Source organism: Microbacterium meiriae (assembly GCF_040686935.1).
Taxonomy (GTDB): domain Bacteria; phylum Actinomycetota; class Actinomycetes; order Actinomycetales; family Microbacteriaceae; genus Microbacterium; species Microbacterium meiriae.
In genome coordinates this window covers 699,170-724,586 of sequence record NZ_JBFBMF010000002.1, presented here as the reverse complement: position 1 = coordinate 724,586, position 25,417 = coordinate 699,170, and the positions used below count along the sequence as shown (strand labels likewise).

28 protein-coding genes, 1 tRNA gene and 1 other RNA gene are annotated in these 25,417 nt (G+C 69.6%); 15 read left to right on the top strand and 15 right to left on the bottom strand.

Annotation, left to right across the window (positions count from 1 at the left end):
- The first annotated feature begins 57 nt into the window (after positions 1-57).
- Positions 58-1,569, top strand: coding sequence for a GTPase HflX (gene hflX, locus AB0P08_RS08975; protein WP_187663899.1), 1,512 nt, complete (start codon positions 58-60; stop codon positions 1,567-1,569).
- 9 nt (positions 1,570-1,578) lie between these two features.
- Here hflX and AB0P08_RS08970 read toward each other — a convergent pair whose 3' ends face one another.
- Positions 1,579-2,244: an SIMPL domain-containing protein gene (locus tag AB0P08_RS08970; RefSeq protein ID WP_363589451.1), complete on the bottom strand. Its 666-nt coding sequence runs from the start codon at positions 2,242-2,244 to the stop codon at positions 1,579-1,581.
- 141 nt (positions 2,245-2,385) lie between these two features.
- Between AB0P08_RS08970 and ssrA the strand changes: the two genes are divergently transcribed.
- Positions 2,386-2,755: a transfer-messenger RNA gene (ssrA, locus tag AB0P08_RS08965) on the top strand.
- Between the two features lie 64 nt (positions 2,756-2,819).
- On the opposite strand, the gene AB0P08_RS08960 is transcribed toward ssrA, so the two are convergent.
- A complete protein-coding gene (locus tag AB0P08_RS08960; protein WP_363589449.1) occupies positions 2,820-3,164 on the bottom strand; it encodes a hypothetical protein in 345 nt (114 codons plus the stop codon).
- 263 nt (positions 3,165-3,427) lie between these two features.
- Between AB0P08_RS08960 and AB0P08_RS08955 the strand changes: the two genes are divergently transcribed.
- Positions 3,428-3,769 (top strand): DUF7882 family protein, encoded by a 342-nt coding sequence (locus AB0P08_RS08955; RefSeq protein WP_363589447.1) that lies wholly within the window; start codon positions 3,428-3,430, stop codon positions 3,767-3,769.
- Between the two features lie 25 nt (positions 3,770-3,794).
- On the opposite strand, the gene AB0P08_RS08950 is transcribed toward AB0P08_RS08955, so the two are convergent.
- The 3 genes from AB0P08_RS08950 to AB0P08_RS08940 all read right to left on the bottom strand — a co-directional run bounded on the left by AB0P08_RS08950 (position 3,795) and on the right by AB0P08_RS08940 (position 5,424).
- Positions 3,795-3,971: a hypothetical protein gene (locus AB0P08_RS08950; RefSeq protein ID WP_363589445.1), complete on the bottom strand. Its 177-nt coding sequence runs from the start codon at positions 3,969-3,971 to the stop codon at positions 3,795-3,797.
- A gap of 92 nt (positions 3,972-4,063) precedes the next feature.
- Entirely contained in the window at positions 4,064-4,612 is a 549-nt protein-coding gene (locus tag AB0P08_RS08945) for a hypothetical protein (protein WP_363589443.1), read from the bottom strand.
- Between the two features lie 14 nt (positions 4,613-4,626).
- Positions 4,627-5,424, bottom strand: coding sequence for an inositol monophosphatase family protein (locus AB0P08_RS08940; RefSeq protein WP_363589441.1), 798 nt, complete (start codon positions 5,422-5,424; stop codon positions 4,627-4,629).
- 155 nt (positions 5,425-5,579) lie between these two features.
- Here AB0P08_RS08940 and AB0P08_RS08935 point away from each other — a divergent pair.
- A tRNA-Lys gene (locus AB0P08_RS08935) sits at positions 5,580-5,652 on the top strand.
- Between the two features lie 234 nt (positions 5,653-5,886).
- Here the strand turns inward: AB0P08_RS08935 and AB0P08_RS08930 are convergent.
- The 8 genes from AB0P08_RS08930 to AB0P08_RS08895 form a co-directional block, all read right to left on the bottom strand.
- On the bottom strand, positions 5,887-6,129 hold the full coding sequence (locus tag AB0P08_RS08930; RefSeq protein ID WP_363589439.1) for a hypothetical protein: 243 nt from the start codon (positions 6,127-6,129) through the stop codon (positions 5,887-5,889).
- Between the two features lie 62 nt (positions 6,130-6,191).
- A complete protein-coding gene (locus AB0P08_RS08925) occupies positions 6,192-6,443 on the bottom strand; it encodes a hypothetical protein (protein ID WP_363589437.1) in 252 nt (83 codons plus the stop codon).
- Between the two features lie 81 nt (positions 6,444-6,524).
- On the bottom strand, positions 6,525-6,866 hold the full coding sequence (locus tag AB0P08_RS08920; RefSeq protein ID WP_363589435.1) for a DUF7882 family protein: 342 nt from the start codon (positions 6,864-6,866) through the stop codon (positions 6,525-6,527).
- Between the two features lie 145 nt (positions 6,867-7,011).
- Complete coding sequence (locus AB0P08_RS08915) at positions 7,012-7,704, bottom strand: SOS response-associated peptidase (RefSeq protein WP_280566397.1); 693 nt, start codon at positions 7,702-7,704, stop codon at positions 7,012-7,014.
- Between the two features lie 79 nt (positions 7,705-7,783).
- Positions 7,784-8,266, bottom strand: a complete 483-nt coding sequence (locus AB0P08_RS08910; protein WP_363589433.1) for a YbaK/EbsC family protein — start codon at positions 8,264-8,266, stop codon at positions 7,784-7,786.
- A 23-nt stretch (positions 8,267-8,289) separates the two neighbouring features.
- Positions 8,290-9,528: an MFS transporter gene (locus AB0P08_RS08905; protein WP_363589431.1), complete on the bottom strand. Its 1,239-nt coding sequence runs from the start codon at positions 9,526-9,528 to the stop codon at positions 8,290-8,292.
- Complete coding sequence (locus tag AB0P08_RS08900) at positions 9,525-9,962, bottom strand: MarR family winged helix-turn-helix transcriptional regulator (RefSeq protein WP_259953925.1); 438 nt, start codon at positions 9,960-9,962, stop codon at positions 9,525-9,527. The genes AB0P08_RS08905 and AB0P08_RS08900 overlap by 4 nt, the downstream gene beginning before the upstream one ends.
- A 35-nt stretch (positions 9,963-9,997) precedes the next feature.
- Positions 9,998-10,786 carry an IclR family transcriptional regulator gene (locus AB0P08_RS08895; protein WP_363589429.1) on the bottom strand — a complete coding sequence of 263 codons (789 nt, stop codon included), beginning with the start codon at positions 10,784-10,786 and terminating at the stop codon, positions 9,998-10,000.
- Positions 10,787-10,889: 103 nt separating this feature from the next.
- Here AB0P08_RS08895 and AB0P08_RS08890 point away from each other — a divergent pair, with 103 nt between their 5' ends.
- From AB0P08_RS08890 to AB0P08_RS08880, 3 genes are read left to right on the top strand one after another with little or no spacing between them, the layout of a single operon-like run.
- Entirely contained in the window at positions 10,890-11,663 is a 774-nt protein-coding gene (locus AB0P08_RS08890) for a CoA transferase subunit A (RefSeq protein WP_363589427.1), read from the top strand.
- 1 nt (position 11,664) lies between these two features.
- Positions 11,665-12,333 carry a CoA transferase subunit B gene (locus AB0P08_RS08885; protein ID WP_363589425.1) on the top strand — a complete coding sequence of 223 codons (669 nt, stop codon included), beginning with the start codon at positions 11,665-11,667 and terminating at the stop codon, positions 12,331-12,333.
- Positions 12,326-13,510, top strand: a complete 1,185-nt coding sequence (locus AB0P08_RS08880; protein WP_363589423.1) for an acetyl-CoA C-acetyltransferase — start codon at positions 12,326-12,328, stop codon at positions 13,508-13,510. The genes AB0P08_RS08885 and AB0P08_RS08880 overlap by 8 nt, the downstream gene beginning before the upstream one ends.
- 21 nt (positions 13,511-13,531) lie before the next feature.
- Here the strand turns inward: AB0P08_RS08880 and AB0P08_RS08875 are convergent, their stop codons facing one another.
- Positions 13,532-13,831: a hypothetical protein gene (locus tag AB0P08_RS08875; protein WP_025103262.1), complete on the bottom strand. Its 300-nt coding sequence runs from the start codon at positions 13,829-13,831 to the stop codon at positions 13,532-13,534.
- A gap of 206 nt (positions 13,832-14,037) precedes the next feature.
- Between AB0P08_RS08875 and AB0P08_RS08870 the strand changes: the two genes are divergently transcribed.
- From AB0P08_RS08870 to AB0P08_RS08835, 8 genes are all read left to right on the top strand, one after another.
- Complete coding sequence (locus AB0P08_RS08870; protein WP_363589421.1) at positions 14,038-15,294, top strand: MFS transporter; 1,257 nt, start codon at positions 14,038-14,040, stop codon at positions 15,292-15,294.
- A gap of 65 nt (positions 15,295-15,359) precedes the next feature.
- On the top strand, positions 15,360-16,766 hold the full coding sequence (locus tag AB0P08_RS08865) for an alpha,alpha-trehalose-phosphate synthase (UDP-forming) (protein WP_187663918.1): 1,407 nt from the start codon (positions 15,360-15,362) through the stop codon (positions 16,764-16,766).
- Between the two features lie 43 nt (positions 16,767-16,809).
- Complete coding sequence (otsB, locus tag AB0P08_RS08860; protein WP_363589419.1) at positions 16,810-17,607, top strand: trehalose-phosphatase; 798 nt, start codon at positions 16,810-16,812, stop codon at positions 17,605-17,607.
- A gap of 9 nt (positions 17,608-17,616) precedes the next feature.
- On the top strand, positions 17,617-19,335 hold the full coding sequence (gene ilvD / locus AB0P08_RS08855; protein ID WP_187663920.1) for a dihydroxy-acid dehydratase: 1,719 nt from the start codon (positions 17,617-17,619) through the stop codon (positions 19,333-19,335).
- 70 nt (positions 19,336-19,405) lie between these two features.
- Positions 19,406-21,205, top strand: coding sequence for an acetolactate synthase large subunit (locus tag AB0P08_RS08850; RefSeq protein ID WP_259953916.1), 1,800 nt, complete (start codon positions 19,406-19,408; stop codon positions 21,203-21,205).
- Positions 21,206-21,208: 3 nt separating this feature from the next.
- The gene (ilvN, locus tag AB0P08_RS08845) at positions 21,209-21,718 is read left to right on the top strand and encodes an acetolactate synthase small subunit (protein WP_025103268.1); all 510 of its coding nucleotides are present in this window, start codon (positions 21,209-21,211) and stop codon (positions 21,716-21,718) included.
- Positions 21,719-21,777: 59 nt separating this feature from the next.
- Positions 21,778-22,806 carry a ketol-acid reductoisomerase gene (gene ilvC, locus AB0P08_RS08840; RefSeq protein WP_025103269.1) on the top strand — a complete coding sequence of 343 codons (1,029 nt, stop codon included), beginning with the start codon at positions 21,778-21,780 and terminating at the stop codon, positions 22,804-22,806.
- 102 nt (positions 22,807-22,908) lie between these two features.
- A complete protein-coding gene (locus AB0P08_RS08835) occupies positions 22,909-24,174 on the top strand; it encodes an alpha-L-fucosidase (RefSeq protein WP_187663922.1) in 1,266 nt (421 codons plus the stop codon).
- A 19-nt stretch (positions 24,175-24,193) separates the two neighbouring features.
- Here the strand turns inward: AB0P08_RS08835 and AB0P08_RS08830 are convergent, their stop codons facing one another.
- The gene (locus AB0P08_RS08830; RefSeq protein WP_363589416.1) at positions 24,194-25,345 is read right to left on the bottom strand and encodes an ROK family transcriptional regulator; all 1,152 of its coding nucleotides are present in this window, start codon (positions 25,343-25,345) and stop codon (positions 24,194-24,196) included.
- Positions 25,346-25,417 lie beyond the last annotated feature (72 nt).

Genomic DNA, 25,417 nt, shown 5'->3' with positions numbered 1-25,417 from the left:
GTACCGGACAGCGCGGGCTAAGGTTAAGGCTCGCGAGGAAACCAGAGACAGGAACGGATGACGGAGACGAAGACACCCTCCACCGACGACCAGACGGTCGACCGCGTGCTGGCGAACGCAGAGAAGCGCTCCGAGGTGCGCACGTTCGGCGCCGCGCAGGCACTCCAGGACGAAGCGACGGCCGCGCATTCGACGGCCGACGGCGAACAGTGGGACCTCGAAGATCGGCACGCGCTGCGGCGCGTGGGTGGTCTGTCCACGGAACTCGAGGACGTCACCGAGGTCGAGTACCGCCAGCTCCGGCTGGAGAACGTCGTGCTCGTCGGGGTGTACCCGCAGGGTGCCCAGGAGGACGCGGAGAATTCGCTGCGCGAACTCGCGGCGCTCGCGGAGACAGCGGGCGCGGTCGTGCTCGACGGCGTGCTGCAGCGCCGCCCGCACCCGGATGCCGCCACCTACCTCGGGCGAGGCAAGGCCCAGGAGCTGAAGGACATCGTCGCGGCGGTCGGCGCCGACACCGTCATCGCCGACACCGAGCTGGCGCCCAGCCAGCGTCGAGCGCTCGAGGACGTCGTGAAGGTCAAGGTGATCGACCGGACCACCGTGATCCTCGACATCTTCAGCCAGCATGCCAAAAGCCGGGAGGGCAAGGCCCAGGTCGAGCTCGCACAGCTCGAGTACCTGCTGCCGCGCCTGCGTGGCTGGGGTGAATCGATGAGCCGTCAGGCCGGTGGACAGGTCGGCGCCGGCGGCGCCGGTATGGGTTCGCGCGGTCCTGGTGAGACGAAGATCGAGCTCGACCGTCGACGCATCCGGACGAAGATGGCGCTGCTGCGCAAGCAGATCCGCGACTTCGCCCCGGCGCGCGAGGCGAAGCGCGCCGAGCGCAAGCGGAACACGATCCCGTCTGTCGCCATCGCCGGATACACGAACGCCGGAAAGTCCAGTCTGCTCAATGCGCTGACGAGCGCGGGCGTCCTCGTGGAGAACGCGCTGTTCGCCACCCTCGACGCGACCGTGCGGCGCTCGGAGACCGAGGACGGCCGCGTGTACACGCTGACCGACACCGTCGGCTTCGTGCGCAACCTGCCGCACCAGCTCGTCGAAGCCTTCCGTTCGACGCTGGAGGAGGTCGGGGACGCAGACGTCGTCCTCCACGTGGTCGACGGCTCGCACCCCGATCCGGCCGGACAGCTGCAGACCGTGCGTGACGTGATGGGCGACGTCGGTGTGCGTGACATGCCGGAGCTCGTCGTCTTCAACAAGGCCGATCTGATCCCCGAAGACGAGCGGCTGGTTCTCCGCGGCCTGGAGCCGCGGGCGCACTTCGTGTCGTCGCGGTCGGGTGAGGGCATCGCCGAACTCCGTGCAGCGATCGAGGAGGCCCTGCCGAAGCCCGCGGTCGAGCTCCACGCCGTGATCCCTTACGACCGTGGAGACCTTGTCGCCGCGATCCACGAGACCGGGATGCTGCTGTCGGTCGAGCACGAGGAGGCGGGTACCGCCGTCCACGCGCACGTGTCGGAGCGCCTCGCCGCCGACCTCGCCCCCTTCGTCGTCGCCGACTGAGGGCGCGGGTCAGCGAGCGAGGAACCGCGCCTCGACGGTTGCCGTGAGCACGATATCCTGCGGCTCGTACTCCATGGCCGGGGCGGCATCGGCCGCGAAGGCGACGGCGTCGCGTGCCTTCCCGAGCGGAGCGCCCGGCGCCGGCGTCGTGGAGGAGAGCAGGCCGGTGTCAGCGATCTCCACGGGAGTCACCTGGGCGAGACCGAGAGCAGCGGCGTAGGCCTCGGCCCTCGTCACGGCCACGCCGACGGCCTGTGCGGCGACCTCTCGTTCCACGCGGACGCGGGTCTCCGGGGTGAGATGCCAGTCGACCCAACCGATCTCGACACCGTCCCACGCGGAGATGTCGGAGATCCAGAGGGAAAGCTCCGAGGCCTCCGCGAAGGTCGCGGTCACGTCGATGCTCGCGTAGTACACCGGGGCGAGACGCTTCCCCTCGGCGTTCCACGGGCGCTCGGCACGCACCGAGAGTCGCGTGCTGCTCCAGTCGAGGGCGGTGCCGGCATCCACACGTCCCACGATGCTGCTGCGGACGGGTTCGGTCAGACGCAGGACGTGGTCGACGACGGTCGCGCGCTCCGGACCCTCTGCGCGCACCGTGACGCGGATGGTCGCCCGTTCCGGCGACAGACGCGCCTCGTGTTCGCCGCGGACGGTGACTGTCACATCGCTCATGGGCCGACTCTACGCGACGGGCATCGGCGGCGGGGAATGGCGGCCGAGGCGCGAACGTTGTAGTCTGAGATGCTCGGGTGCTCGTCGCCCGGGAGTGACAATTCCACAGTGTGACAGCGGCTCCTTCGAGAGAAGGACCACGGGGCTGATCGGTTTCGACAGCGCCTGTGAATCCACGAGAAGCGGGCCGAGGATGCAGAGTTATCTCGTAAACGCTCTCTGCAAAACAATAGTTGCCGAAACCAAGCGCAACGACTTCGCCCTCGCTGCCTAAGCGAGCCCGATAGTCCGTCAGACCGTATGTGATTCCGATACGGATCCTGGCGTCATCTAGGAATCTTGCTGCGTGACGGCGTCTGGACGTCACGTGGGACTCTTCCCAGGCTGGGCTCGTCGACTTAGGTGTCTGTGACAAAGGTCGGAGCCGAGCAGAACGCTTCCACAGACTGCGCCCGGAGAAGGCGTGGAGACTCAGCGTTGGACGGGGGTTCGATTCCCCCCAGCTCCACCAGGTCGCTGTCACCAGAAAGAAGCCCCGGTGGCTCGGACTCTCGTCCGGGACACCGGGGCTTCTCCTATGAGGTCACCCAGCGGACGCCGTCGGCGTCCGGAGGGAAGCGGTGTGCGGCGTCCGTCTCCAGCTCCTCCATGAGGGGGACGATGACGCTCCACAGCGCCCAGTGCTCTGATGTCCCCTCTCCGCCCTGGACACGACCCTCCCACCGCGCGGCATTCGGAAGCGCCACGCGCATGCCGAATCGCGAGCCGGCGGGGTCGGCCACCTGAGCAGTCAACGATCCGGCATCGACCGTCACCTCCGTCAGCTGGAATCCCGAGGGCACGAGGATCGTTCCCCGCGCCCTGGCCCACGCCTCGCGGACTGCTGCCACCAGCGGCTCCGCAACGACATCGATCGTCATGAGAAGTCCTTCCGATCATGAGCGCCGGGCGATGATCGGCGTGACCGGCCATCGACGCTCGCACCTCTCGCATCTCGCACGAGTCCCCTGATCCGGCCAGAGTATCGACGTATGCCAGGAGCCGTCTGTCCCCTCTTCGGGGGACGTCACTCAGCGGTGGGCGCTCATACAGACATGCTCGCGCTCAGATCTCGGCGGCCATGAACCCCCAGAGGACCTGACTGCCTCTGGTGAGGGATGGAGCACGGGCCTACCATTCGCACATGGGGTTCATCATGTACGACGGCACGAGCCAGCTCCACATCGAAGACCGAGCGCTCGCGCACCTCAAGGTCGTGATCGCGACGAAGCTCCGACGCAACGAGAGCTTCACGGTGTCCTGGACCCACCCCGAGGGAGAGTCCTACGGTCGCTCCACGATCTGGCTGCATCCGGCGATCCCGCTGCGCTTCACGTTCGAAGGGCGGGAGCCGCCGAAACTGAATCCGCAGTGGATCGAGGATCTGATGCAGTCGGCCAACTCGACCGGGGGGATCCACCTCGTCGACGAGATCGTCCAGGGGTCGACGCCCGGACGAGACGACAGGAGCCCCGCCTCGTCATGAGGCGGGGCTCCTGTGTTCGACAGGCTCAGTGCGAGCGGTCCGGATCCTCCGCGAGGACGTCGTCCCCGTCATCGTCGGACCCATCCATGGGCGGAACCGTGCGCGGCTCGCCCTTGTTGTCCTCGGCGCCGAGGTTGTCGTTCTCCTCCGGGCCGGGGGAGGGCTCGGTGCTGATGTCGTTGCGGTCGCTGTCGTTAGCCATGCGCGTTCCTTTCCTCGACGAATACCTCCAGCATGCTCTCTTGGCAGCGCCGATCCCAGACGCTTGACAACGTCGTCGGGATGGTGCGCTGCTCAGTCCCGGCCTTCGACCAGGAGCAGCCCCTGTTTGGTGTCGGCGACCTTCACCCAGCCGTCGCCGAAGAGGTAGGTCATGCCATAGCCGTCCTCGTCGGTGCTCATCGCGTACTGAGGGTCCTCCGTGACGTAGACGCCCTGGGCGCTCTCCTCGCTCCGCCACCCCTCGTCCTCGAGGCCCTCCCGCGCCCGTTCGGCGTCGGCGGGGGAGAGCGCAGACCAGCCGTACATCTGACCGTGATCGGACGGGACGGTGAAGTCCGCCCAGAAGCACAGGAGTCCCTCGGAGAGCTCGACGCCGCCGACGCGGAATTCCCGCGGCTCGGCGGTCCATCCGGCTTCGGTGAGGGCGGCGACCGTGCCCTCCGAGATCATCGACTCGCACGTCAGCTCATCCGTGGCCGCCGGCGTCGCCCCGGCGTCACCCGCGGCGGACGTGGGCTCCTGCGAGGGCGACGGGTCGGGTGTGCCGTCGTCGGTACACGCCGTGAGGAGCGCCCCGATCAGTACGAAGCCGGTCAGAGCCGCGAGTCGTCGGGGGTTCATGGTGCCTCGGGGTATCAGTCGTGCAGAAGACGGAGGAAGTCGTCGTGAAGGATGCCGTTGGTGGCGAGTGTCGAGCGCGCCGAGATCGTCTCGGAACCGTCGAAAGCCGTCATGCGCCCACCCGCCTCGTTCACGATGGCCACGGCGGCGGCGATGTCGTATTCCTTCACATCGAACTCGGCGACGGCTTCCAATCGCCCCTCGGCCAGGAGCATGTACGCATAGACATCGCCGTACGCCCGATCGCGCCAGACGTGCTCGCTCAGACGCAGCAGGGCGTCCAGCTGCCCGGCGTCGCGCCACTGTGCGATGCTCTGGAAACTCACGCTGGCCTCATCCAGCGCCGAGACGGAGGAGGTGGCGAGACGTCGCTCCGTGCGGTCATCGACGGTCCAGGCGCCGTGTCCCGTCGCCGCCCACCACCGTCGACCGAGCGCCGGCATGCTGACCACGCCGACCCGCGGCACACCGTCGATCGCGAGAGCGATCATCGTGCCCCACAGCGGGACGCCCCGGAGGAAGTTCGCCGTACCGTCGATCGGGTCGATGATCCACTGCCGCGCGGTGCTGCCCTGGGCGCCGAACTCCTCGCCGAAGATGCCGTCGTCGGGTCGTTCGTCTTCGAGGACTCGGCGGATAGCGCGTTCCGTGGCGAGGTCGGCGTCGGTCACGTGCGAGTGATCCGCCTTCGTGGAGATCTCCAGATCGGCAGCGTCGAACCGGGGGAGCGACTGCGCGTCTGCGGCGTCGGCAAGGCGAAGGGCGAGCTGGAGATCGGCGCGCAGGTCAGCGGCGTCGGAAGTGGCGGTCACGCTCTCAGAATAGTCGCCGTCATCGACGCAGCCGCAGAGACCATCGGCCAGGATCGGCGGGCGAAACGCCCGAGCCACGCCCGGGTCGCCGTGGATTTCGTCTCAACGCCAACCGCTGGTAATGTAATTCCTCGGTCGGGGTTATCCCGGGCCACGCACCTCTAGCTCAATCGGCAGAGCAACTGACTCTTAATCAGTGGGTTCAGGGTTCAAGTCCCTGGGGGTGCACGGAATAAGCCTCAGAGATCTCGCCATCTCCGAGGCTTTTTCTTTTGCCTGTACGAACGAGACGCTCGCCGCATCCACGGTCGCGTCCATGCCGGCCGCCAGGGCGCTCTTAGCGGGATCGAAACCGCACCTCTGCGGGCTCGGGCAGGAGCATTTTCGAGCCCGCACGGAGCGTGCGGGTCGACCTGCGCGACGCGGGATCGTAGACGTGCGCTCGGGTGGGCGGGTCGCGCGTCAGGCGCGGCGGACCGACAGCAACTGCCAGCCCTCGGGCACTTTGGCCTCGATGCCTGCCATGTCGTCGGCCTCGATTTGCTCGACGCCGTCGATGCGATGGAACGTTCCCGTCGCCTCCATCTTCGCCTCGCCCTTGAGCATGCGCACCGGGGCGGACGTGAGCGCGTACCCCGGCTCACGATGAGCATCGAGCTGGGTGTGGACGTCTTCGAGGGATGTCCCGGTGACGTCGACGGTCATGGATCCTCGGGGGCGGATGAGAGCGACGAGCATCGGTCCAGTCTACGAGCGGGCCGTTCTCCTCAGAGATCCCAGTCGAGCGTCGAACGGACGTCGATGGGGGCATCCTGCCCCGTGTCCTCGCGGATCAGGTAGACGATCACCCGGGATTGGGCGGTGATGAGCACGCTCGTCAGCGCATCGCCCGTCGCCAAGTCGACGAAGGTCGGTTGCGAGCGGGCGGCCGCTTCGATCCGAGACATGAGGTCCGCGACGTCCGTGCTGCGAGGCAGGAGGAAGTCGTGCCCATCGATCTCGATGTGCGTCGTCGTCATTCCCGTATGGTTCCCCATGGCTCCACGGTACGAAGGGACAGGACCGATACGAAGGGGGGTTGAACCCGCTCCGTCGGCGTGTTAGGAGCGCGTGAGAGCGCTCTCGCGCTCGTCCGGCTGCTGCTGATCCGCGGGCTCGGGGACGAGATACAGCCCGCTCGGGGCGTTCGCTGTGAATGCGAGAGCCTCGATCCAGGCGCGGTTCACGCTGGGCTGCCGGCTGCCGTGGTACTTGTACACGAGTGAGCTGCCGGCATGGATCCAGACCGTCGTCCGGCCGCCGCCCATGCTGACGTCGTCCTTCCACGTGAAGCCGAAAGGCTCGCCACGGCGGAGCTTCGCGGTCATGACCAGCTGGATGTGAGTGAGAGCGCGGTCTTCGATATCGACCTTGACGCTGTTCTCGTAGATGAACTTGCCCATTGCAAGATTCCCTTCTCGCCACGGGAACCTGTGCCAAGAGGCGCGGACGCGATGACCGCTGGTGTGGGGTGTGCTCAGCGTTTCACACTTCTGCCCATTCTCCTACCGGACCGGGGTGTCGTGCGTCGTCGCGTGTCTCCTCGTTTCAGGCCACCGGATCGAGAAGCGTGGGATCGGACGGGTCGACGGTGCGGGTGTTGCTCACCTTGCGGTCCACGACGTGGCCGCGGAGCGTCGCCGCGACGTCGGCGGAGGTGTGATCGAGCATTGCCAGCGTGTCCAACTTGGTCTGCCCGGTGAGCTTCTCCGGCGTGAGCCAGGCGTCCCAGGTGTCGGGGGTCAGGAAGGCGGGCATCCGGTCGTGGACCTCGCCGCCGGCGTCGCGCGCCTCCCTGGTGACGACGACGAAGCAGCGCACCTTCTCGCCCTCGTGCTCCATCGACCAGGTGAGGCCGGCAGCGGCGAGCAAGCCGTCCCCGTGCAGGAAGTGCGGCGTCTTGTGGCCCTTCTCGCCCGTCCACTCGAAGTACCCGCGCATGGGCACGAGGCAGCGAGCTGCGGAGAACGCCGGCGCCCAGAATCCGGCGGCGAGCTTCTCCATCCGTGCATTGATCAGCGGGGCGCGCTGGGGACGGTTGGGGGGACTCTGCCAGTCCCACCGCACGAGTTCGAGGATGCGGCCCTCACCCCGGTCCCGGACGATGGGGGCGCTCTCGGTGGGCGCGATCGAGTAGGCGCCGTGCCAGGACTTCCACCAGTCCTCCGGTCGGCCGCCCTCGGCGACGAACTCCCGGATCAGCTCGTCCGTCGTCGCGTCGTTCGCGAATCGCCCGCACATGTCATCGCCTCCCTGTCGCCGGTCACCCGACGGCGGCCGGTATCGCCTCCATCATGGGGCATGGCGCGGACATCCGGGATCAGTCGACTTCGATCACCGTGCCGGCGGTGAGGCTCGACAGCTGGGCGAAGGTCAGCGGCATGACGGTGTGCGGATGGCCCGCCGCCGCCCAGATCGCGTCGTGCTGCTGCAGGGCGCTGTCGATGAAGGTGGGGAGGGGTGCGGGATGGCCGACGGGCGCCACTCCGCCGATCGCCTGTCCCGTGGCCTCACGGACGTCGGCGGGCGGCGCCATGGCCACCGCACGCGCCCCGATGCTCCGCGCGAGAACGGCGAGATCCGCCCGGTGCCCGCCGCTGGTCATGACGAGGACGGGGCGGCCGTCGGCGAGGAAGACGAGACTGTTGGCGATCGCGGCGACGTCGCAGTCGATGGCGGCGGCCGCCTCCGCAGCGGTGCGTGCCGAGTCCGGCAGGACCCGGATCTCGGTCTCGACACCGGCCGCAAGGAGGTGCTCCTGCACCCGTCGGCTGCGCTCGGGGAGGGGAGAGGGGTCGCTCATGCCCCCCACGGTAGTCGAGCGTGTCAGCCGGCGTCACCGACGAGGATCGCCGCCGCGTCCTCCGCGGTCGCGTCGGTAGGTTCGTCGTCGATGTGCGCGAGGACCTTCCGGCCGAGGAGGATCGTCAGCGCTGCCAGAAGGACGGCGGCGGCGGCGAAGAGGTACGGCACGGTCGCGCTGAACAGGTGCCACAGGAGCGCCGCGATCGGCGGGGCCATCGCGCCGCCGAGGAAGCGGACCGCGGAGTAGGCCGAGGAGGCGACGGAGCGGGGGAGGTCGGTCGCCTCCATCACGGCTTCGGTCAGCACGGTGTTCATGACGCCGAGGAGCAGGCCGCCCACGATGATGCACACGACGAGAGCGGCAGGTTCGGCGACCACCAGCCCCGCGACGACGAGGTCGACGGCGAGCAGCGGCAACACGGTGAGGATGACGTGGGTCCTCGGCATCCGGCGCATCAGCACGGGCGCGACCCACACGCTGGTGACCGCGAGGGCGACGCCCCAGCCGAAGAACGTCAGGCCGATGCCCATGGCCCCGAAGCCCAGGGGGAACGGCGAGAACGCCAGCAGCACGAAGAAGCCGATGTTGTAGAACAGGGCGGCCACGGCGAGGATCGCGAGAGCGGGACGGCGCAGGGCGGTGAAGGGGGCGGAGAACTTCACGGGGGTGCGCTTCTCGCCCGGCCCTCGCAGCAGCACCAGGACGGCGATGAACGCGATGGCCATCAGGGCGACGACGCCGAAGAACGGTCCGCGCCAGCTCTGCTCGCCGAGGATGCCGCCGAGCAGCGGGCCCACGGCGATGCCGAGGCCGAGAGCAGCCTCGTACAGCACGATCGCCGCACTGCTGCCGCCGGATGCCGCGCCGACGATGGTGGCCAGCGCAGTCGAGATGAACAGCGCGTTGCCCAGACCCCAGCCGGCCCGGAATCCGATGACGGCGTCGACGCTGCCGCTGATCGCACAGAGGAAGGCGAACACCACGATCAGTCCGAGTCCGACCAGGAGCGTGGCCTTCGCGCCGATCCGGCTGGAGATCCAGCTCGTGACGAGCATCGCGAGGCCGGTGACCAGGAGGTAGCTGGTGAACAGGAGCTCCGTCTCGACCGGCGTCGCTTCGAGGGACTCTGCGATCGCCGGGAGGATCGGATCGACGAGGCCGATCCCCATGAAGGCGACGACGCACGCGAAGGCGACGGCCCACACCTGGGCGGGCTGCTTCCAGACCGATGGGGTGCGGGATGCGGGGGCGGTGTTCAACGGATCTCTCCTGTCCGGTCTGCGGAGGTGCGGGCGGCGAGGATCTCTGCCGCACGGGTGAGGGCGTGCCAGTCATCGTCGTCGAGGTCGGCGAACCGCGGCGCGATCGTCTCCCGGAACTCGGAGCGCCAGGCAGTCAGGGCCGCCGTCCCGTCCCGGGTCACGGCGACGACGGTGGCACGGGAGTCGTCGGCATCGGGGGAGCGATGCACGAGACCCTCGCGTTCGAGCGTGCCGAGCAGCCGGGTCATCCCGGGCTGCGTGGTGCGAGCTGCTGCGGCGAGCTCGCCGACACGGCGGGGACCGGACTGATCGAGCAGGCTGAGCACCCGCCACTGCGCCGCGGGGGCGTCGTTCCCCGCGTCCTGGGCGGCGATGCGACCCAGCGCGTACCCCGACAGGACGAGCGACGGGATGACCTCCGAGCGATTCATACCAGAAAGTATATACCTATTGATATGTATCGAGGTCACCGCCGGGCGTGGGCGATCCTCGCCGAGAGCTGATGGGCGTGGGCGAGGAGGATTCGGCCCAGCTCGGCCTGACGCTCCGGGCCGAAGCGGAAGGCGACGCCGGTGAGGCTGAGCGCCCATTCCGGGCGCCCTGCACGGTCGAACACCGCCGCGCCGAGGCCCCAGCTCCCCTCGACGATCAGGCCGGGGTTGACGGCGAACCCGCGTTCCTTCGTCTCGGCGAGGCGCTTCCGCAGCGGGCGCTCGCCATGAGCACGCCCCCAGTTCTCGACGAGCTCAGGATGGCGCTCCAGATAGGCATCCACATCATGGTCGGGGAGGAAGGCGAGGATCGCGAGGCCGGCGCTCGCCACGCCGAGCGGGAAGCGCACCCCCTCGCTCAGCACGAACGAGCGGATGGGGAACGAGCCCTCTTCCCGCAGCAGGCAGACCGTCTCGTCGGCGCGCCGGACGGAGAAGAATGCGCTCTCCTCGGTCTTCACGGCGAGCGACCGCACGATGTCCCGGGCCAGGGCCGTCACGTCGTACCGGGCCGCGGCCGCGGATCCCATGAGGAACAGTTCGGGTCCCGGCATCCAGCGGGTGCTGTCGGCGTCCCGGTCCACGAGCCCCTCCACGCGCAGAGCACTGAGCAGGCGATGCGTCGTGGGGCGGGAGAGACCGGCGCTGCCGGCGAGTTCCTGCAGGGTGGCGCCGTCGGTGCCGGCGGCCGTCACCAGTCGCAGGAGCCGCGCCGCCCGCGCGACAGCCTGAGTGCCGGGGACGGGGTTCGTCGCAGTGTCCACATCGTGGACGCTAGTGGCGCGGGCGTCCACATCGCAAGAGGGCGCTGGCCGTGACTCCGCCGGGGCGGGAGGCTGGAGAGGACACGGAACCGAAGGAGCAGACGTGATCGACAAGCAATGGGAGTCCGCTGCCGCCGCAGTCGCCGATATCCCGGACGGCGCCTCACTCGCGGTCGGAGGCTTCGGGCTCTCCGGCAACCCGATCGCCCTCATCGAAGCGCTTCTCGCGCAGGGCACGACCGACCTCAGCGTGGTGAGCAACAACTGCGGGGTGGACGACTGGGGGCTCGGCGTGCTGCTCGCCGCGCAACGCATCCGCAAGATGACCTCGTCGTACGTGGGGGAGAACAAGGAGTTCGAGCGGCAGTTCCTGTCCGGGGAGCTCGAGCTGGAGCTGACGCCGCAGGGCACGCTCGCCGAGAAGCTGCGAGCGGGAGGATCCGGGATCGCCGCGTTCTACACCCAGACGGGCGTCGGCACCCAGGTGGCCGACGGGGGCCTGCCTCGCCGGTATCACCCCGACGGATCGATCGCGGTGGGCTCACCGCCCAAGGACGTGCGCACGTTCGCGGTGCACGGCGAGCCCCGCGAGTTCGTGCTGGAGGAGGCCATCACCACCGACTTCGCCCTGGTGCATGCGGCGCGCGGCGACCGGCACGGCAACCTCGTGTTCCGGAAGGCAGCCCGGAACTTCAACCCGCTCGCCGCGATGGCCGGACGCGTGTGCATCGCGCAGGTGGAACGGCTCGTGGGACCGGGGGAGCTGGATCCGGACACGATCCACCTGCCCGGGGTCTTCGTGCACCGGATCGTCGAGGTCGGCGAGGACATCCCCAAGCGCATCGAGCGGCGGACCGTCGCCGCGGAAGGAGCCTGACATGGCGCTCACCAGAGATCAGATGGCCGCGCGCGCTGCGGTCGAGCTCCCGGACGGCGCGTACGTGAACCTCGGCATCGGCCTGCCCACGCTCGTCCCGAACCACGTCCCGTCCGACGTGACCGTGGTGCTGCAGTCGGAGAACGGCATCCTCGGGGTCGGGCCCTACCCGCGGGAGGACGAGGTCGACCCGGATCTCATCAACGCGGGGAAGGAGACGGTGACCACGCTCCCCGGAGCGGCGTTCTTCGACTCCGCCCTCAGCTTCGGCATGATCCGCGGCGGGAAGATCGATGCCGCCATCCTCGGGGCGATGCAGGTCTCCGCCTCCGGCGACCTCGCGAACTGGATGATCCCGGGCAAGATGGTCAAGGGCCCCGGGGGCGCCATGGACCTCGTGCACGGCGCCGGACGGGTGATCGTGCTGATGGAGCACGTCGCCAAGGACGGCTCGGCGAAGATCGTCGACGCCTGCACGCTGCCGCTGACCGGTCGCGGCGTCGTGGACCGGATCATCACGGACCTCGCGGTGATCGACGTGACGCGGGAGGGCCTCGTGCTGGTCGAGGTTGCGCCCGATGTCACTGTGCAGCAGGTACGGGAGGCCACCGAGCCGCCCCTCCGCCTCGCCCCGGAACTGGAGAACGGAAGGACCGAGAGCAATGAGTGAGAACGATGTCGTCATCGTCGCCGCGGCGCGCACCCCGCAGGGCCGGCTGAAAGGACAGCTCGCCGCCTTCACCGCGCCGCAGCTCGGATCGTTCGCGATCCGCGGCGTGCTGGAGCAGGGGGGAGTGGATCCGGCAGACGTCGACGCGGTGATCGTGGGACAGGTGCTCGCCGCCGGATCCGGGCAGAACGCCGCCCGTCAGGCGGCGATCGGCGCAGGGATCGGCTGGGACGTGCCCGCGCACTCCGTGAACAAGGTGTGCCTGTCCGGGCTCACCGCGGTGATCGACGCGGCGCGCATGATCCGGACCGGGGACGCCGAGGTGGTCGTCGCCGCCGGCATGGAGTCCATGACCCGCGCGCCGCACCTGCTCATGGGATCGCGCGACGGCTGGACCTACGGCACCGTCGAGGTCCTCGACCACATGGCCTACGACGGGCTGACGGACGCCTACGACCGGGAGAGCATGGGCGCGTCGACGGAACGGCACAACGCGCGATACGAGCTCACCAGAGAGATGCAGGACCAGGTGGCGGCGCTCTCGCATCAGCGGGCCGCCGCCGCCCAGGAGAGCGGGGTGCTGGATGCCGAGATCGTCGCCGTCGAGGTGCCGCAGCGTCGGGGCGAGCCCGTGCGGGTGACCCGAGACGAGGGGGTGCGCCCCGAGACCACGGTGGAGACCCTCGCGGGACTGCGTGCCGCCTTCGCCGAGGGTGGGTCGATCACCGCAGGCAACTCGTCCCAGATCTCGGACGGCGCCTCCGCCGTGGTCGTCACGACGCGCGGGACGGCCGAGGCCAAAGGCTGGCCGGTGCTCGTGACCGTCGGGGCGAGCGGCCAGACCGCCGGCCCGGACAACTCGCTCCAGGCGCAGCCGGCGCGGGCGATCGAGCAGGCGTGCCGGAAACAGGGGATCACCCCGCAGGACCTCGATCTCGTGGAGATCAACGAGGCGTTCGGGGCCGTGGTCGCCCGCTCGCAGACCGAGCTCGGGCTGCACGGCGACATCGTCAACGTGCACGGCGGCGGCATCGCGATCGGTCATCCGATCGGCGCCTCCGGCAACCGTCTCGTGGTGCACGTCGCGCACGAGCTGGCCCGCCGGGGTGGCGGAACCGCGGCGGTCGGCCTGTGCGGCGGCGGCGGTCAGGGCGAGGCGCTGATCCTCACCCGTTGACGCGGGAGGCGCGGGGGTGCGTCAGGACCGCTTGTCCTGGGCGTGCCCCTGCGCATCGGCGAGGGCCTTCTGCGAACGGAACTGCAGACGCTGCGCCTTCTTGGACTTCTTCACCGACTGCGGGGAGTCGGCGTCCACCGGCACGCCGTGGCGTTCGCGGCGCATGTCGACGACCGCGCCGACCGCGAGCGCCATCGTGATGCCCCAGCTCACCCACGACAGGAGCGAGCGCCAGGTGATGGGTTCATTGCGGGTGCCGCGCAGCAGCGAGATCCCAGCCGAGATCGCGGCGACGAGTCCGGTGCTGAAGAGGTAGCGCATGCCCCTACGGTACCCGCAGCCGGGGCGCGGGGGCCGGAGCCTTGACAAGCCGGGGGAGAGGCTGGCAGGGCGTCCGTCCAGGGCCACCGGATATCATGGGAGGGTCGCGGTTCACCCGCGGCCGCAGAAACCGTGTATCTACCGGCCGTCGGCGTCTCCGGCGGACAGCGGCGGCACCCGACACGCGTCATCGACGCGCGAGAGCCATGACACACACCAGCACCACGCCTGACACCGCCGAGCCGAGCCTCTTCCGCCTCGCCGGGCTGCCGTACTTCCTCATCGCGTTCATCGCGCGACTGCCGTTCGCCATGATGGTGGTCGGCGTCCTCACCGTCGTCGTGTCGGCGCGGGGGTCGCTCTCCCTCGGCGGACTCACTTCGGCTGCGGTCGGTCTCGGTACCGCCTGCTTCGGACCGCTCCTGGGCGCCGCCGCCGACCGCTTCGGTCAGCGCACGGTCCTCCTCGCGCTCGCCGTGGGCAACGCGGCGATGCTCCTGCTCTTCACGGCGGTCGTCTACGGCCCGGCCGCTGACGGGTTCGTGCTCCTCGCCGCGATCGGCATCGGCGCGACCGCGCCCCAGGTGGCGCCGCTCTCGCGCTCCCGGCTGGTGACGATCATCGGCGAGCGGATGCCCGCGGAGCGCCGCGCGCGCACCGTCTCCGGCACGATGGCGTACGAGTCGGCCGCGGACGAGACCGTCTTCGTCTTCGGGCCCTTCCTCGTGGGTGTGCTCGCCTCGGCGCTCGCGCCGTGGGCCCCGCTGGTCGGGGCCGCCGCGCTGACCCTGGTGTTCGTCGGAGCCTTCGCCCTGCACCCGAGCGGGCGGCACGTCTCCCAGGACCGCACCGACGACGGTCGGGCACCGTCCGCCGTGTCCGAGCTGTTCCGTCCGCAGCTCCTCATCGTCGTCCTCGGCATCCTCGGCGTCGGGATCTTCTTCGGCACCATGCTCACCTCGCTCACCTCGTTCATGGCCGACCTCGGAGCCCCGGAGCAGGCGGGGCTGCTGTACGGCGTGATGGGCGTCGGCTCCGCGGTGCTCGCCCTCGGCGTCGCCTGGCTCCCCGTCCGGTTCTCCCTGCGCGCGCGCTGGCTCGTGTTCTCGGGGATCCTGCTCGCCGGATCGCTGCTCCTCGGCATCGTCGACTCCCCGGGGGGCATGATGCTGGCCCTGGCCATCATGGGCATCGGCATCGGTCCGACCCTCGTCACCCAGTACAGCTTCGGAGCCGCTCGAAGCCCGCGTGGCCGGTCGGCGACGGTGATGACGATGCTCGGCTCCGGCGTGATCGTCGGTCAGTCGATCGGCGCCGCGGTGGCGGGGGAGATCGCGGAGAGCCTCGGCACCTCCGCTGCGCTCGTCCTCCCGATGATCGCGGCCGGCATCGCGTTCGCGGCGGGCCTCGGGAACTGGGCTCTCAGCGGTGTGCACCGCGCGGCGTCCGCTGTCAAGGCCTGAGGGAGGACCGGCGGTCGGCGCGCATCCTCGATAGGTTGGAAGCTACTGGACCGAGGAGTGCCCCTGTGACCGCTGCTGATTTCGTCGTCGTCGCCAACCGCCTCCCGGTGGACCGGGTCGTGGGCCCCGACGGCGAGGAGACGTGGCGGACGTCGCCCGGCGGCCTCGTCGCCGCGCTCGAGCCCATGATGCGCCGTGTACACGGTGCCTGGGTCGGCTGGCCGGGCCAGCCCGACGTGGAGCTCGAGGCCTTCGATGCCGACGGCATCCACCTGATCCCGGTGGCGTTGAGCTCCGACGAGGTCGCCGACTACTACGAGGGCTTCGCCAACGACACGATCTGGCCGCTGTACCACGACGTCATCGCGCCGCCGCAGTATCACCGCGAGTGGTGGGACGCCTACGTGCGGGTGAACCGTCGCTTCGCGGAGGCGGCAGCGGCCGCGGCGGCGCAGGACGGCACCGTCTGGGTGCACGACTATCAACTCCAGCTGGTGCCGCAGATGGTCCGCGAGCTGCGCCCCGACGTCACGATCGGCTACTTCCACCACATCCCCTTCCCGGCCCACGGCCTCTATGCCCAGCTTCCCTGGCGGGACCAGGTGCTGCGCGGACTGCTCGGCGCCGACGTCATCGGCTTCCAGCGGGCGCAGGACGCGACCTACTTCCTCACCGCGGTCCGGCGCCGGCTGCGCTACGAGGTGAAGGGGTCGAGCATCGCGGTCCCGGATGAGGGGGGCTCGCGGACGGCCATCGCCAAGGCCTTCCCGATCTCCATCGACACCGCCCCGTACCTCGAACTCGCCGCCCGCGAAGACGTCAGGGCGCGGGCCGCGGAGATCCGCGCCAGCCTCGGCAACCCCAAGCGCATCCTCCTCGGCGTCGACCGCCTGGACTACACCAAGGGCATCGGGCACCGGATCAAGGCATACGGCGAGCTCCTCGAAGACGGTCGCCTGGACGTGGAGGACGTCACCCTCATCCAGGTGGCGAGCCCGAGCCGGGAGCGGGTGGACGCCTACGCGCACCTCCGGGACGAGATCGAGCTCGCGGTGGCCCGCATCAACGGCGACCACGACACGGTCGGTCACTCCGCCATCCGCTACCTCCACCAGGGGTACCCGCGCGAGGAGATGGTCGCTCTGTACCTCGCGGCCGACGTCATGCTCGTGACAGCGCTGCGTGACGGCATGAACCTGGTGGCGAAGGAGTACGTGGCCACCCGGACCGACAACCGCGGCGTCCTCGTGCTCAGCGAGTTCACCGGCGCGGCGGACGAGCTCCGCCAGGCCGTGCGCGTCAACCCGCACGACATCGCGGGCCTCAAGGACGCGATCATGGAGGCGGTGGAGATGTCCCCCGCCGAGCAGGCGCGGCGCATGCGCTCCCTCCGCCGCCGGGTGCTGGACAACGATGTGAACGCCTGGTCGTCATCCTTCCTCGACGCTCTGGCCGACGTCCGCCGCCGCTGACCGCACTCCCTGCACACCCTTCTTCTTCTCGATCGGAGACACCGTGACGCGCCCCTGGATCCCCGGAACCGCCGACGCCGACCTCACCGCCCTCGCGACGACGCCGCGCTTGGTCGTGGCCCTCGACTTCGACGGCACCGCGTCCCCGCTCGTCGTGGACCCGATGGCCGCGCGGGCGCTGCCGGAGGTCGCCGTGCAGATGGCCCGTCTCGCGGCGATGCCCGACACGCTCGTCGCCTACGTCTCCGGTCGCAGCATGCACGACCTCAGAGAGATCACCGAGCACACCGAGGACTCCGTGGTCGTCCTCGCCGGCTCCCACGGCGCTCAGTACTGGTTCCCCGGAGAGGGTGCCGCCGACGCCCCGGGGGACACGACCGAGCCCGGGGCGCGCGAGGAGCTGTGGGCCGCCGCGCAGCCGATCATCGACCGCTACGAGGGCGCGGAACTGGAGCCGAAGACCTTCGGCATGGGCGTGCACACCCGGCGCGCGGACCGGGAGACGGAGGAGAGGGTCTTCGCCGAGATCGACGCCCTCGTCGCCGAGCGCTTCCCACAGTGGCGCCGGCGCGCCGGCCACCGGGTGCTGGAGTTCTCGTCGCGGAACGAGGGCAAGGACGCCGCGATGATCGCCCTTCGGGAGCGCTTCGACGCGACGGGCATCCTCTTCGCCGGTGACGACGTGACCGACGAGGATGCGATGCGTGTGCTGCAGGAGGGCGACCTCGGTGTGCGCGTCGGACCGGGGGAGAGCGCCGCGACCCTCCGTGTGGACTCTCCACAACAGATCGCCGCGCTTCTGGAGACGCTCGCGAACGAGAGGGCCGTCGCGCAGGAATAGACTCTCGTCATGTCCTCGCATGATCCCTCCACCAGCGCGCCCATCGACATCAAGCCCCGCAGTCGCGTCGTCACCGACGGCATCGAGGCCACGACCTCCCGCGGCATGCTCCGCGCGGTCGGGATGGGGGACGCCGACTGGGACAAGCCGCAGATCGGCATCGCGTCCAGCTGGAACGAGATCACACCCTGCAACCTGAGCCTCGACCGGTTGGCGCAGGGGGCGAAGGAGGGCGTGCACTCCGGCGGCGGCTACCCGCTGCAGTTCGGCACCATCTCCGTCTCGGACGGCATCTCGATGGGCCACGAGGGGATGCACTTCTCGCTCGTGTCGCGCGAGGTCATCGCCGACTCGGTCGAGACCGTGATGATGGCCGAGCGCCTCGACGGCTCCGTCCTGCTCGCGGGCTGCGACAAGTCGATCCCCGGCATGCTCATGGCCAGCGCGCGCCTCGACCTCTCCAGCGTCTTCCTCTACGCCGGGTCGATCGCGCCGGGCTGGGTCAAGCTCTCCGACGGCACCGAGAAGGACGTCACGATCATCGACTCGTTCGAGGCGGTCGGCGCCTGCCGCGCTGGCCTCATGAGCGAGGAGGACCTCAAGCGCATCGAGTGCGCCATCGCTCCCGGTGAGGGCGCGTGCGGCGGCATGTACACGGCCAACACGATGGCCTCCGTCGCCGAGGCGCTCGGGCTCAGCCTGCCGGGCTCCGCCGCGCCGCCCGCTGCCGACCGCCGCCGCGACTACTTCGCGCACCGGTCGGGCGAGGCCGTCGTCAACCTGCTCCGTCAGGGCATCACGACGCGCGACATCCTGACCAAGGAGGCGTTCGAGAACGCGATCGCTCTCGCGATGGCCCTCGGCGGCTCGACCAACGTCGTGCTCCACCTCCTCGCGATCGCCCGGGAGGCCGAGGTCGAGCTGAGCCTGCACGACTTCAACCGCATCGGCGACAAGGTCCCGCATGTGGCCGACATGAAGCCGTTCGGCAAGTACGTCATGAACGACGTCGACCGGCACGGCGGCATCCCCGTCATCATGAAGGCGATGCTCGACGAAGGGCTGCTGCACGGCGACGCGCTCACCGTCACCGGCAAGACGCTCGCCGAGAACCTCGCCGAGCTCGACCCGCAGCCGATCGACGGCGAGGTCATCCACACGTTCGACAACCCCATCCACGCCACGGGCGGCCTGACGATCCTGCACGGGTCGCTCGCTCCGGAGGGTGCCGTGGTCAAGACCGCCGGCTTCGACGCGGCCGTCTTCGAGGGTCCCGCGCGGGTCTTCGAGCGCGAGCGCGCCGCCATGGACGCGGTCGCCGAGGGGACCATCGAGCCGGGGACGGTCATCGTCATCCGGTACGAGGGCCCCAAGGGCGGACCGGGTATGCGCGAGATGCTCGCCATCACCGCGGCCATCAAGGGCGCGGGGCTCGGAAAAGATGTACTACTCTTGACGGACGGACGATTCTCAGGCGGCACAACCGGCCTGTGCATCGGACATATAGCACCCGAAGCGGTGGACGCAGGTCCCATCGCCTTCGTGCGCGATGGTGATCTGATACGGGTCGATATCGCAGCTCGCTCTCTCGACCTACTCGTCGACGAGGCGGAGCTCGCCTCCCGCCGCTCTGGCTGGGAGCCGCTTCCCCCGCGCTACACCCGAGGCGTTCTTGCCAAGTACTCGCGCCTCGTGCGGTCCGCCGCCGAGGGAGCGACGACCGGCTGATCCATCGACCGGCTCAGGAACCGCTCGATCGGAGCGCCGGTGTCCCGCACAGTTCATCAGAAGGAAAGTCATGACTGCTGACTCCGTCTCGGCCGTGCCGAGGCCGCCCGCCCGTCCATCCGCTCCGGAGATCACCGGTGCGGAGGCCGTCGTCCGCTCGCTCGAGCTTCTCGGTGTCACGGACGTCTTCGGCCTTCCCGGTGGAGCGATCCTCCCGGTCTACGACCCGCTGATGGATGCGTCGCAGCTGCGTCACATCCTCGTGCGGCACGAGCAGGGCGCGGGCCACGCGGCCGAGGGATACGCCTCCGCATCCGGCAAGGTCGGCGTGTGCATCGCCACCTCGGGCCCCGGGGCGACCAACCTCGTCACGGCGATCGCGGACGCCTACATGGACTCGGTGCCGCTGCTCGCGATCACCGGTCAGGTGTTCTCGACGCTGATGGGCACGGATGCGTTCCAGGAGGCCGACATCGTGGGGATCACGATGCCGATCACGAAGCACTCGTTCCTCGTGAAGGACGCCGCGGACATCCCCGGCGCCATCGCGGCTGCCTATGAGATCGCCGGCACCGGTCGCCCCGGTCCCGTACTGGTGGACATCACCAAGGATGCGCAGCAGGCGACCGCGCCCTTCGTGTGGCCGCCGAAGATCGAGCTCCCCGGGTACCGCCCGGTGACGAAGGCGCACGGCAAGCAGATCCAGGCGGCGGCCGCGCTCCTCGCGGAGGCGAAGAAGCCGGTGCTGTACGTGGGCGGCGGTGTCGTCCGCGGCCGGGCCGCGGCCGAGCTGCTCGAACTGGCCGAGTCGACCGGTGCGCCCGTCGTCACGACGCTGATGGCGCGAGGCGCTTTCCCCGACTCGCATCCGCAGCACCTGGGAATGCCGGGCATGCACGGCACGGTCCCCGCCGTGCTGGCGCTGCAGGAGGCCGACCTCCTCGTCTCGCTGGGCGCACGGTTCGACGACCGCGTCACGGGCAAGGCGGCACTGTTCGCGCCGCACGCGAAGGTGGTGCACGTCGACATCGACCCGGCGGAGATCTCCAAGATCCGCACGGCCGACGTGCCGATCGTCGGAGACGTGCGCGACGTGCTCACCGATCTCGACGCGGCCTTCCGCGGAGCGACGGCCGACACCAAGCCCGACATCGAGGAGTGGTGGTCGTACCTCGACGGCCTCCGGAACGAGTTCCCCCTCGGGTACGCGCCGACGACCGACGGCCTGCTCGCGCCCCAGTACGTGATCCAGCGCATCGGCGAGCTCACCGGACCGGAGGGCATCTTCGCCTCCGGTGTGGGGCAGCACCAGATGTGGGCCGCGCAGTTCATCAAATACGAGCGTCCGAACGCCTGGCTGAACTCCGGCGGTGCGGGCACGATGGGCTACTCGGTGCCGGCGGCCATGGGAGCGAAGGTCGCCGAGCCGGAGCGCCAGGTCTGGGCGATCGACGGCGACGGCTGCTTCCAGATGACCAATCAGGAGCTCGCCACCTGCGCGATCAACAACATCCCGATCAAGGTCGCGATCATCAACAACTCGTCGCTGGGCATGGTCCGGCAGTGGCAGACGCTGTTCTACGACGGCCGCCACTCCAACACCGACCTGAACACCGGACACGGCACGATCCGCATCCCCGACTTCGTGAAGCTCGCGGAGGCATACGGGTGCCTCGCGATCCGCGTGGAGAAGGAGGAGGAGGTCGACGCCGCCATCCAGCTCGCGCTGGAGACGAACGACCGCCCCGTGGTGATCGACTTCGTGGTGAGCGCCGACTCCATGGTGTGGCCGATGGTGCCGCAGGGGGTCAGCAACAGCTATGTCCAGTACGCGCGCGACCACGCGCCCGCGTTCGACGAGGAGGACTGAGCCATGTCGACCCACGTCCTGAGCCTGCTGGTGGAGAACACCCCCGGCCTTCTGACCCGCGTCGCCGGCCTGTTCGCGCGCCGCGGCTTCAACATCGACTCCCTCGCCGTCGGCGTGACCGAGGTGCCGGGGATCTCCCGCATCACGGTCGTCGTCGACGTGGAGGAACTGCCGCTCGAGCAGGTGACCAAGCAGCTCAACAAGCTGATCAACGTCATCAAGATCGTCGAGCTCGACCCGGCGTCGTCCGTGCAGCGCGAGCACATGCTCGTGAAGGTGCGCACGGACAACGCCAGCCGCTCGAACGTGATTGAGGTCGTCAACCTCTTCCGCGCGTCGGTCGTCGACTACGCCGCCGACGCCCTCGTCATCGAGGTCACCGGCGACAAGGGCAAGGTCGAGGCGCTGCTGCGCGCTCTGGAGCCCTTCGGCATCAAGGAGATCGCCCAGTCCGGCCTCCTCGCGATCGGCCGCGGCGGCAAGAGCATCACCGAGCGCGTCCTGCGCGGCTGACCCTTCGACAGACTCTGGGACCGCGCGTCCCGCACAACCACAACCAAGGAGAGAAACCAGTGAGCACCGAGATCTTCTACGACGACGACGCCGACCTGTCCCTGATCCAGGGCAAGAAGGTCGCGATCGTCGGCTACGGCTCGCAGGGCCACGCCCACGCCCAGAACCTGCGCGACTCGGGTGTCGAGGTCGCGATCGCCCTCAAGGAGGGCTCGAAGTCCGCCGCGAAGGCCGAGGAGGCCGGCTTCCCCGTGAAGACCGTCGCCGAGGCGACCGAGTGGGCCGACGTCATCATGATCCTCGCGCCGGACCAGCACCAGCGCACGATCTACAGCGAGTCCATCGCCCCGAACCTGACGGCGGGCAAGACCCTGGCCTTCGCGCACGGCTTCAACATCCGCTTCGGCTACATCGACGCGCCCGAGGGCGTCGACGTGATCCTCGTCGCGCCGAAGGCTCCCGGCCACACCGTGCGTCGCGAGTTCGTCGCCGGCCGCGGCATCCCCGACATCATCGCCGTCGAGCGTGACGCCTCCGGCCAGGCCTGGGACCTCGCGCTGTCGTACGCGAAGGCCATCGGCGGCACCCGTGCCGGCGTCATCAAGACGACCTTCACCGAGGAGACCGAGACCGACCTCTTCGGCGAGCAGGCCGTGCTCTGCGGTGGCATGAGCCACCTGGTGCAGGCCGGCTTCGAGACCCTCGTCGAGGCGGGCTACCAGCCGCAGATCGCCTACTTCGAGGTGCTGCACGAGCTCAAGCTCATCGTCGACCTCATGTGGGAGGGCGGCATCGCCAAGCAGCGCTGGTCGATCTCCGACACCGCCGAGTTCGGCGACTACGTGTCCGGCCCGCGCGTGATCGACGAGCGCGTCAAGGAGAGCATGAAGGGCGTCCTGTCCGACATCCAGTCCGGCGCGTTCGCGAAGCGCTTCATCGAGGACCAGGACAACGGGGCCGAGGAGTTCCTCGCTCTCCGCGCCAAGGAGGAGCAGCACCCCATCGAGGCGACCGGCAAGGAGCTGCGTTCGCTCTTCGCCTGGAAGCAGCAGGACGAGGACTACGTCGACGGCAGCGCCGCGCGCTGATTCGACTCGCGAACGAACGGGCGTCCCTCCGGGGGCGCCCGTTCGGCGTTCCGTACGGCATTCAGCGGCGCAGACATCCGATGTCTGTGCCAGGATGGACGCATGCGACAGGAATGGTTTGATGACGCCCGCTTCGGCATGTTCGTCCACTTCGGCCTCTACAGCGGGGCCGCGCGGCACGAGTGGGTGCAGAACTACGAACGCCTCACCGACGAGGAGTACCGCCCGTACTTCGACAACTTCGATCCCGACCTCTTCGATGCCGCGGCGCTGGCGAAGACCGCCAAGGAGACGGGGATGGGCTACGTCGTGCTCACGACGAAGCACCACGACGGCTTCTGCCTCTGGGACTCGAAGCTGACCGACTTCACCTCCGTCGCGGCGGTCGGGCGCGACCTGGTGCGCGAGTACGTCGACGCCCTCCGTGCCGAGGGGATCCGGGTCGGCCTCTACCACTCGGTCATCGACTGGCATCACCCCGACTTCACGGTGGACTGGAACCACCCGCGACGCGACGACGAGAACGCGCACGCCCTGAACGAGGGGCGCGACATGGCCCGCTACCGTGAGTACCTGCACGGTCAGGTCCGCGAGCTGCTCACCGGGTACGGCGACATCGACTACCTGTTCTTCGACTTCACCTATCCCGAGTCCAAGGACGGCTGGGAGGGGAAGGGGCCGCAGGACTGGGACGCCGAGGCGCTGCTCGCGCTGTGTCGGGAGCTGCAGCCGGAGATGCTCGTCAACGACCGGCTCGGCATCCCCGCGGACTTCGTGACGCCCGAGCAGTATCAGCCGACGGCTCCCATCGTCCGCGACGGCGTGCCCCTCGTGTGGGAGGCATGCCAGACCCTCAACGGCTCCTGGGGGTACCACCGGGACAACACCGACCAGAAGTCGCCGGTGCTGCTCGCGCAGATGCTCGTCGACTCGGTGTCGATGGGCGGCAACATGCTCCTGAACATCGGCCCGGACGGGCGTGGGGCGATCGCGCCCCGGGATGCGGAGACCCTCGCCGAGATCGGGGAGTGGATGCGCCTGCACGACCGCGCCGTGATCGGGGCCGGTCACGCGCCGTTCACGCCGCCCCGTGAGGGCGTGTACACGCTCCGCGGCGACCGGCTCTACCTGAGCCTGTTCAGCTGGCCGCTGGGCTTCGTGCATCTGCCCGGTCTTGCGGGCAAGGTCTCGTATGCGCGCCTGCTGAACGACGGCTCCTGGCTGCGTACGAGCGTCAGCGACCCGGACCAGCAGGCCGACCTGATGACGCCGGCGGGCGAGGCCGAGGGGACGCTCACGGTGCACCTCCCGGTGCGGCGTCCCGACGTGCTGATGCCGGTCATCGAACTGCGCCTCACGGGGGAGTGAGGCTGACGGTGGCGGCGGCTCAGGCCGTCGCCACCGGGATGTCCATGCCCTCGAGCGCGAGGCGGGCGGCGCCGTGCAGGATCGCGTCCGCGCCGGTGGCCGCGGCCTCGATCCGCAGGCGCTGGGTCGCGAGCGGGTGGCAGGCCTCGTAGACCCGGCTGCGCACCGCGGCGATGAACGGCTCGGAGGCGCTCATGCTCCCGGTGAGGAACAGGGCGTGCGGGTTGAAGAAGTTCACGACCCCGGACAGTGCCTGACCCAGGTGGGTCCCGGCGGTGCGGACGAGCGTCGTCGCCAGCGGGTCCGCGTCCCGTGCCAGTGTCAGCACGTCGGCCGTGGTGCGGACGTCGGTGTTGCCCCGCTCGCGCATCTGGCGGACGAGGCTCGCGCCGCTGGCCACGGTCTCCAGGCAGCCGGTGTTGCCGCAGGAGCAGGGGATGTCGCCGCTGCCGTCGATCCGCGTGTGCGTGATGTCGCCGGCTGCGGCGGTCGCTCCCCGATGGATGTGCCCGTCCACGATGATCCCGCTGCCGATCGCGGTGCCCGCCTTGACGGTGATGCTGTGCTGGGTGTGCCCGAGCTGGCGACGGTGCTCGCCGAGGGCGGCGAGGTTGGCGTCGTTGTCGACGACGACGGGGACGCCGTGGCGCTCCGCGAGGTGCTCGCCGACGCGGAACCCGGGCCACCCCGGCATCCGCGAGGGCTGATCCACGGAGCCGGTCGCGACGTCGACGGGGCCGGGCAGGCTCACGCCGATCGCGTGGACCCGTGTCTCGGCGAGCAGGCGCTCGAAGACCTCCGACACTCTCTCGAGCGTCGCTTCCGGGCCGTCCGCGACGTCGATCGCGATGGTCTCCGAGCGGAGCAGGCCGCCGCTGAGGTCGTGCCGGCCGATGCGGGCATGGCGTCCGCCGAGATCGGCGGACAGCACGATGCCGTCGCCCGCGATCCGCAGCACGCGCGGCCGTCGTCCGCCGCGGGAGGTGCCGGCCCCCGCCTCCTCCAGCACGCCGGCATCGAGGAGCGCCTGTACGCGCAGGCCGACCGTCGACGCGGCCACGCCGAGGGCGGAGGCGAGTTCGGAGCGGGAGCGCGCCTGTCCGCGGGCGACGAAGTCGAGGATGCGCCGCGTGTGCGGGTCGTCGACGGTGGTGTCGGCGGGGTTCGTCATGAAGGCCCTTCGTCTCGAGGCATCGTCAGCGTAGCGGGGGTGCCGCGTGTTTCAGGCGAGTGACGAATTATC